6 protein-coding genes are annotated in these 8431 nt (G+C 73.0%); 3 read left to right on the plus strand and 3 right to left on the minus strand.

Annotated elements, in window-relative coordinates; genetic code table 11:
- A partial coding sequence (locus ACVMLK_RS18070; RefSeq protein WP_457487184.1) for an NAD-glutamate dehydrogenase occupies positions 1-4112 on the minus strand: 4112 nt, incomplete at its 3' end.
- A 206-nt stretch (positions 4113-4318) separates the two neighbouring features.
- On the opposite strand from ACVMLK_RS18070, the gene ACVMLK_RS18075 reads away from it, so the two are divergent.
- The 3 genes from ACVMLK_RS18075 (at position 4319) to ACVMLK_RS18085 (ending at position 6996) form a co-directional block, all read left to right on the plus strand.
- Positions 4319-5557, plus strand: a complete 1239-nt coding sequence (locus tag ACVMLK_RS18075; protein ID WP_457487185.1) for a cupin domain-containing protein — start codon at positions 4319-4321, stop codon at positions 5555-5557.
- On the plus strand, positions 5554-5979 hold the full coding sequence (locus tag ACVMLK_RS18080) for an OmpA family protein (RefSeq protein ID WP_198368023.1): 426 nt from the start codon (positions 5554-5556) through the stop codon (positions 5977-5979). The genes ACVMLK_RS18075 and ACVMLK_RS18080 overlap by 4 nt, the downstream gene beginning before the upstream one ends.
- 117 nt (positions 5980-6096) lie before the next feature.
- Positions 6097-6996, plus strand: a complete 900-nt coding sequence (locus ACVMLK_RS18085) for a PPK2 family polyphosphate kinase (RefSeq protein ID WP_457487186.1) — start codon at positions 6097-6099, stop codon at positions 6994-6996.
- 87 nt (positions 6997-7083) lie between these two features.
- Here the strand turns inward: ACVMLK_RS18085 and ACVMLK_RS18090 are convergent, their stop codons facing one another.
- The gene (locus ACVMLK_RS18090; RefSeq protein WP_198368021.1) at positions 7084-7362 is read right to left on the minus strand and encodes a CsbD family protein; all 279 of its coding nucleotides are present in this window, start codon (positions 7360-7362) and stop codon (positions 7084-7086) included.
- 26 nt (positions 7363-7388) lie between these two features.
- Positions 7389-8327, minus strand: coding sequence for a hypothetical protein (locus ACVMLK_RS18095; RefSeq protein ID WP_232477430.1), 939 nt, complete (start codon positions 8325-8327; stop codon positions 7389-7391).
- Positions 8328-8431: the final 104 nt, after the last annotated feature.

Genomic DNA, 8431 nt, shown 5'->3' on the forward strand with positions numbered 1-8431 from the left:
GCCTCCTCCAGCCCGAACAGCCGGTCGGCCAGGATGGCGGCGCGGGCGACGCTGCCGGGCTCGCTGCCCGCGGCGAGGCGGGCCAGCTCGGCCGGGCCCAGGCGGTTGGCCACGGCATTGGCCAGGATGGTCGCCAGCAATTCGCGCCGCAGCCGGTGGCGGGCGATGAAGGGGGCGAAGTCGCGCCGCAGCTCGGTGGGGAAATACTCCTCCAGCAGCGGCAGCAGGGCCGGATCGTCCGGCAGGTCGCCGGCCTCGATCGCCTCGGCCAGCCACAGCTTGGCGAAGGGGAGCAGCGCGGACAGTTCCGGCCGGGTAAGCGGCTGGCCGGCGGCGATGCGATCGGCCAGGGCCGCGGCGTCCGGCAGGCCGGCCACGGCGCGGTCCAGCAGGCCGATGCCCTCCAGCCGCGCCATCAGCGCCGCATGCGCCGGCAGCGCCTCCGCCCCCGCCGCCGCCTCCAGCGAGATGGCGAGCGACTGCTCGGTGTTGTCGCGCAGCACCAGGGCGCCGACCTCGTCGGTCATGCGGCGCAGCAACTCGTCGCGCTGGCGCAGCGTCAGCGCCCCGGCGGCGATGGCGTCCGACAGCAGGATCTTGATGTTCACCTCGTGATCCGAGGTCGAGACGCCGGCGGAATTGTCGAGCGCGTCGGTGTTGAGGCGCACGCCATGGCCCTCCGCCCCGTGCCGCGCCGCCTCGATGCGCCCGGCCTGGGTGACGCCGAGATTGGCGCCCTCGCCGATGACCCGGGCGCGCACCTCGCGCCCGTCGACGCGGATGGCGTCGTTGGCGCGGTCGCCGGCCTCGGCCTGGCTCTCGGAGGCGGCCTTGATGTAGGTGCCGATGCCGCCGAAGTAGAGCAGGTCCACCTTCGCCCGCAGGATCGCCTTCATCACCGTCGCCGGATCGGGCTTCTCCTGCGCGATGCCGAGCAGGGCGCGCGCCTGCGCGGAGAGGGGGATGGAGCGAGCGTTGCGCGGATAGACGCCGCCCCCTTCGCTGACCAGCCGGACATCGTAATCCGCCCAGGAGGAGCGCGGCAGGGCGAAGAGCCGGGCGCGCTCGGCATAGGAGCGTTCCGGGTCCGGGTCGGGGTCGATGAAGATGTGGCGGTGGTCGAAGGCCGCCAGCAGCCGGGTCTTGCGGGACACCAGCAGCCCGTTGCCGAAGACGTCGCCCGACATGTCGCCGACGCCCACCATGCTGAAGGGCTCGGCCTGGATGTCGTGGCCCATCTCGGCGAAGTGCCGCCCGATCATCACCCAGGCGCCCTTGGCGGTGATGCCCATGGCCTTGTGGTCGTAGCCCTGGCTGCCGCCGGAGGCGAAGGCGTCGTCCAGCCAGAAGCCGTATTCCTGCGCCAGCCCGTTGGCGATGTCGCTGAAGGTCGCCGTGCCCTTGTCGGCGGCGGCGACGATATAGGGGTCGTCGCCATCGCGGCGGACCACCAGGGGCGGCGGCACCACGGCCTCGCCCTTCAGGTTGTCGGTCACGTCCAGCATGGCGCGGATCAGCGTCCGGTAGGCGGCGATGCCGGTGGCCATGAAGGCCTCGCGGTCGCTGGCCGGCGGCACGGTGCCCTTCAGCACGAAGCCGCCCTTGGCGCCGGTCGGCACGATGACGACGTTCTTGAGCCGCTGCGCCTTCATCAGCCCCAGGATCTCGGTGCGGAAATCCTCGCGGCGGTCGGACCAGCGGATGCCGCCGCGCGCCACCGGACCGGCGCGCAGATGGCAGCCCTCCATGTGCGGGGCGTGCACGAAGATCTCGCGCCAGGGGCGCGGCGCCGGCATCTCGCCGCCCTTCGCGCTGTCGATCTTCAGCGCCAGATAGGGCTTGTCCTGATAGAAGTTGGTCCGCAGCACGGCCTCGAGGGCGGTGCGCAGGCGCGAGAGGATGCGGTCGGCATCCGGGTCCTCGATCGTCTCCATCAGCGCCGCCCAGGCGGCCTCGGCGCGGTCCTCGGCCGCCGCGCGGTCGCCCTCCGGGGCAGGGTCGAAGCGGGCATGGAACAGGTCGATCAGCAGCCGCGCGGCCTGCGGCGTGGCGGCCAGCGCCGCCTCGACCGAGCCTTGCGCGAAGGTGAAGCCGAGCTGCTTCAGCCAGCGGAACAGGGCGCGCAGCAGCCAGGCCTCGCGCCAGGCCAGGCCGGCCCGCGGCACCAGCCGGTTGAAGCCGTCCACTTCCGCCCGGCCGGACTGCAGCGCCTCCAGCGCCTCCAGCAGGAGCGGGAAGCGCTCCTCGTCGAGCTCGCCGCCGGTCTCCAGGTTGAAGACATGCAGCACGGCGCGGGTCGTCTCGCCCTCGCGCAGGTGGAAGGGCCATTCCTCGATGGCGCGCAGGTCCAGGCTCTCGAAGACCGGCAGCACATCGGCCAGCGGAACCGGCCCGCCGGGATGGGCCAGGCGGAGCACCAGGCTGCGCCGGCCGGTGCCGGGGCGTCGCTCGATCCGCGCCGCCGGGCGGCCGGTCGCTGTGGCCGCCTCCACCAGCCGCAGGTCGGCCAGCGCGGTTTCGGCGCTGTGGAGGTCGGCATAGGCATCGGGGAAGGCCTCGCCCCAGCGGGCCACGGCCTCGGCGGCGGCGGCCTCGCCGCGCTCGGCGGTCAGCGCCTCGCCCAGCCGGTCGGCGAAGGAGCGGGCGGCCTGGGCGACGGCCGCCTCCAGCGCCGTGTCCTCCACCTCGGCCACGGCGCCCGGCACCGTGCCGATGATGTAGTGCACCCGTGCCAGCGGCGTGTCGCCGAGCGCGATGTGGAAGGCGGAGAGGCGGCCGCCGAAGGCGCGGGCGATGATGCCGCCGACCTTCTCGCGCAGGCGGGTGTCGAAGGTGTCGCGCGGCAGCCAGGCGATGGCCGAGATGAAGCGCTCGAAGGGGTCGCGGCGGATCGACAGCGCCGGGCGCGGGCGGATGAACAGGTCGAGCGCCCGGTGGGCGCCGGCCAGGACCGAGGCGTCGTCGGCCTGGAACAGCTCGTCGCGCGGCCAGGTGTCGAGGATGTTGCGCAGCGCGCGGCCGTCATGGCTGTCGGGCTGCACCCCCGCCATGGCCAGGATGCGCTCCACCTTGGAGGCGAGCCAGGGAATGCTGCGCGGGTTGCGATTATACGCCGAGGCGGCGAAGAGGCCGAGGAAGAGCCGCACCCCGGCGACCTCGCCGCCGGGGCCGAAGACCTTGGTGGCGATCACGTCGGCATGCTGCGGGCGATGCACGCGGGCGCGCATATTGGCCTTGGCGATGGCCAGCGGCGCGCCTTCCCGCAGCGAGGCGCGCACGGCGGGCGGCACGGCGGCGAGGTCGCGCAGCGCATCGAAGACCGGCAGGCTCTCGTCGCGCAGCAGGCCCAGGTGATCCTCCGCCATGTCCGGCGCGCCGTCACGGCCGAAGCGGATCAGCCGGTGGCCGAGAAAGACGAAGTTGTCCTCCGCGAGCCAGGCGAGGAAGGCGCGGCCGGCCTCGATATCGGCGCCCGCATCGCCGCCGGCGCCGATCTCCCCGCCGGCCTGGCGGAGCCGCTCCAGCACGGCGGGGAAGTCCCGCACCGCCAGCCGGACCTCGGTCAGGGCGCGGTTCAGCGCCGCCTCGGTGGCCGCCCAGCCCTCCCGCGGCGGCTCGCCGCCGCCGATCTGGCGCGCCTGGCCGGGGGCGATCTCGATATGCATCAGGCTTTCGGCGGTGCCTTCGGGGGCGAATTCGAGCAGCCGCCCGGCCGCGTCGCGCCGGACGCGCAGCACCGGATGCAGGAGCCGGTGCGGCGTGCGGCCGGAGAGCGCCAGGGCCGCCAGGACGCTGTCGACCAGGAAGGGCATGTCCTCGGTGGCGATCTCGGCCACCGCCACGGCGCCCCGCCCGGGCCCCGGCGGCAGGAGCCGCACCTTGGCGCTGCCGGGCTGCCGCTCGGCGGCATGGGCGAAAAGGCTGGCGGCGGCCCGGGCCAGCCGTTCCGGCGGCTCGGCCGCCAGCTCCGCGGTGGGCAGGGCCTCGCTCAGCCGGTGCAGCAGTTCGGTGGCCGCCGGGGGGAGGTCGGGCGCGTGTCGGTGCAGGGCCTCGACAGCCGCGCGCAGCAGCTCGACGCGTACCCCGCCACCGTGGATATCGCCTTCCGGCATGCCCTTCGCCTCCTTCGCTCGGTTTCAGCCCTTCTGGCAGGATCGGCCGCCGGGCTATCCGGTTCAAGGCATGGCGTGCCGCTTTTCTTGGCAGGCTGCATGATTCTTTGGCGTCGATGGGCGGTCGGAGAGGAGATGTCAGGGGGAGCCGGACCCCTCCTCGACCCCCCTGGCCGCCGCCGCCCTTCCAGGGTTAACCTGCGGCCATGACCCTGACGCTCGCCGATCTCCTCGCCCCGATCACGCCGGAGCAGTTCTTCGGCGAGTATTATGACAAGCAGCCGCTGCACGTTCAGGGCGGTGCCGCCAAGTTCGCCGCGGTGCTGTCCTGGCGGCAGATCAACCGCCTGCTGGACCAGACGCACATCTGGTCCAGCCAGTCGCTCAAGCTGGTGCTGGACGGCACGCCGGTGCCGCCCGAGCAGTACTGCGTCCGCGCCACCGGGCGGGACAACACCCCGGTGCAGCAGCCGGATGCGCGGATGGTGGCGCAATGGGTCGGGCGCGGCGCCTCGATCGTGATGAACGACGTGGACAGCCTGACGCCGGGCCTCGCCGCCGTCTCGGACGCGCTGGAGGAGGCCGGGCTCGGCAAGGCCCAGGCCAATGTCTACATCTCCTGGCAGAGCCATAAGGCCTTCCCCTCCCATTTCGACACGCATGACGTCTGGGCCGTCCAGGTCGAGGGCGAGAAGAGTTGGAACATCTGGGAGGGGCGGGCCGAATGGCCGATCGCCCATCCCGCCTTCCGCAGCCTGGGCCAGGCGCATCACGACCAGGCCAAGGGGAGGCTGCGCGGCAAGGTGACGGTGAAGGCCGGCGACCTGCTCTACCTGCCGCGCGGCTGGTACCATGACGCCCTGGCCGAGGCGCCGAGCTCGGTCCACATCGCCTATGGCGTCAGTGCGCCGCTGGGGATGGACCTGATGAACATGCTGCTGGAGCGGGTGCTGTACGAGCCCGCCTTCCGCCAGCCCCTGCCGCGGCAGGACGGCAGCGCGGCGGCGAGGTTCGCCCTCACCAGCCGTGCCGCGCAGCTGGGCCAGCGCCTGTCGGAGCTGACGCGCGACCCGAAGGTGATGGAGGTGCTGGCGAAGTTCGTCGCCGACTACCGCCATCGCCGGGGCGGCAACGACCTGCTGGCGGCGCGCGGCATCGCCCCGGCGGCGGCCGGTGCCGGCCCCGCCGGAGGGGGTGCCGAGGCCGAGGGCGCGGCCTTCCGCGTGCTGGTGCCGGGGGCCAAGGCGGTGCGGCGCGGCGCCGAATGGGTGCTGAAGGCGCCGGGCGGGGCGGTGACGCTCGCCCCTGCCGAGGCCGAGGCGGCGAACTGGCTGCTGAGCCGCCCGGACAGTACCGAGACCGAGTTGCGTTCGGCCCATCCCGCCGTGGAGGCCGCCGCGCTGCTGCGGCGCCTGGCCCAGTCCGGAGTCCTGGCCCCGACATGATGCCTCTTCTGCTGCCGGCCCTGCTGCTGGCCCTGGCCGCCAGTTCCGCCGCGCTGGCGCAGCCGCGCGAGTTCAACTGCGTCGGCGCAGAGAAGCTGGAGGACGATGTCTTCGAGGTGCCCTTCGCGCCCCGCAGCGCCCGGCCGGGCGAGGCCGCCCGCACCCCGGTGGCGGCCGCCGCCGCCCTGGCCCGGGAGAATCCGGCCCGCAACCTCTGCGTCCTCGGACATGCGGTGCGGGAAGGGGGGCAGGCCACCAGCACCCAGCTCGCGGCACAGCGGGCGCGAGAGATCTCGGAGATGCTCTCCGTCGAGCATGGCATCGAACGGGACCGCATCCGCGCCGAGGCGCGCAACCCGGGCTTCGCCACCCGCACGCCCAACCGCGAGGCGCGCAGCGTCACCATCGTCGTGCTTCCCTGAACCACCCCCCGGGGCGCGGCGGCAACCCGGCGGGGGATCGTCGCGCTAGCCTTCCGGCGGCGACCCCGCGCGCGGAGGCGGCGGGAGGGCGCGCGCCGTGCAGAAGAAGGACGCCCCATGCCCCGCGACATCGCCCAACGCCTTACCGCCGCCTGCCGCGTCGAGCACGGCAAGGACTTCCGGCTGGCCGACCACCCGACCCGACACAAGACCGACGACCTGAATCGCGGCGATGCCAAGAAGCTGCTGCAGGAAGGCGTGGCCCGCCTCTCGGAGCTGCAGGATCGGCTCTACGCCCAGGACCGCCACGCGGTCTTCGTCATGTTCCAGGCGATGGACGCCGCGGGCAAGGACGGGGCCATCAAGCACGTGTTCACCGGCCTCAATCCGCAGGGCTGTCAGGTCCATGCCTTCAAGGCGCCGGGGCCGGTCGAACTCGACATGGACTTCATGCGCCGTCATGTGCTGCGCCTGCCGAGTCGCGGGATGATCGGCATCCACAACCGCTCCTGGTATGAGGAGGTGCTGGTGGTGCGGCTGCATCCCTCCATCCTGGAGCGGCAGAAGCTGCCGCCCGAGGTGGTCTCGCCGGAGATCTGGGACCAGCGGCTGGAGGATATCGCCGCCTATGAGCGCTATCTCGCGCGGCAGGGCATGGTGGTTCTGAAGTTCTTCCTGCACCTGAGCCCGGAGGAGCAGCGCCGGCGCTTCCTCGACCGCATCCGCGAGCCCGAGAAGAACTGGAAGCTGGAGCCTTCAGACATCGCCGAGCGGCGGCACTGGACGGCCTATCAGGAGGCTTATGAGGCGGCGATCCGCGCCACCGCCGCGCCGCACGCGCCCTGGTATGTGGTGCCGGCGGACCAGAAGTGGATGACCCGGCTGATCGTCGTCGAGGCCATGATCGAGGCGCTCGAGGGCATCGATCCGCATTACCCGAAGATGACCGAGGCGGGCCTGAAGGCCATGGCGGAGGCCAGGCAGGCGCTGGAGGCGGAGACCGGCCCGGTCTCCTGAGACGCGGGCCCCCTGAAACGCGGCGGGCGCGGAACCGGCCTTGCGGTTCCGCGCCCTGACCGGGTGCAATCCGGTCCGGCGGCCGGTTCAGTCCCAGCGGCGGGACGTCAACAGGCCCAGCACGTAGCCGATGGCGCCGACGATCAGCAGCGAGGTCACCGGCTGCTGCTCCACCACGCGGACCACCCGCTCCCCGGCATGCTGGGCATAGTCCTTGGCCTCGCCATAGGCTTCCTGGGCGCGGCCGGCGACCTGCTTGGCCAGCCCCTCGGCCTGGTGCTGCTCGTCGCCGGTCAGCTTGCCGAAGCCTTCCTGCACGCGGCCGGTGACGTCGCGGGTGGTGCCTTCGATACGGTCGCTGTTCATGATGATGCTGTTCCTCTCAGGTTCGATCAACGATAGGCGCTGCGGGCCAAAGGGCGGTCGGCATAGGTGGCGCGGGTTCCGGCGCGTGCGCCCAGGATGGCGACGATGGCGCCCAGCAGCAGGGTGCCGAAGGCGAAGTAGGCGGCGAGGGAGGCCGCGCGGGCCGCGGCATCGGCCGCCTCGCGGGCCTGCCGCTCCGCCTGCTCCAGAGTCTGCTGCGCCTGCTGCTCGGCCTGCTGGATGCGAGCCCGCGCCTCGTCGGGGCTGACGCCCGCCTCGGCGGCCACCAGGTTCACCAGGCGGTCGCGGTCCTGCTGGGGCAGCTGGCCATCCGTCAGGCGCTGGCCCACCAGTCGGCCGATCTCGGCCTTGCGCTGGTCACTGTTCATCTGTGCCGGGTCGCCGCCGGTGGCGGTGAGGGCGTTGCGCGCGCGGTCGATCACCTGCTGCGCGGCGGATTGCAGCGTGTCATTGCCGGTGCGCTCGGAAACCTCGCTGCCGGCGGCGGAGGCCAGGTTGCCCGCCCCGCGCGCCGCGCCGCCGACGATGCTGCTGACGCCGCTGCCCACGGTGGAGATGGCGCTGCCCGCGACGCTGCCCAGCACGAGGGCGGTGAGCAGGGTGGTGGTTCCCCAGGTGGCCAGGCCGTGCAGCGTGCCGTCCGTGCCGTCGGCGGTGCCGGAAAGGCGCGCCGCCGCATAGGCGCCGAGGCCGAGGCCGATCAGGTTGGAGAGCAGCAGCCAGATGCCACCGCCGATGCCGAAGCTGCTGGCTTCGGGCGTCGTCTGCTGGGTGGTGTCCACCAGGTTGGCGCCAATGGCGGCGCCCAGGATATTGAGGGTCGCGCCCACCGAGATGGCGATCACGGTGCCGGCGAAAACGGCTCCCCAGGAGATGCGGGTGTGCAGGCTGGGTGCGCCCTGGACGCTGGCCCCATAGGAATCTGCGGTCGTGCTGCTTGGCATCGGTTCCATCTCCGGCCGGTCAGGGCCAGTCTGAAGGCTTTCCTGGTCGCGGGGCGGGGGGGCGGGGCGGCGGGGCGGCGGGCCGGGGGCGGCGGCCCGGGGGG

It is taken from the genome of Teichococcus aerofrigidensis, from assembly GCF_054073225.1.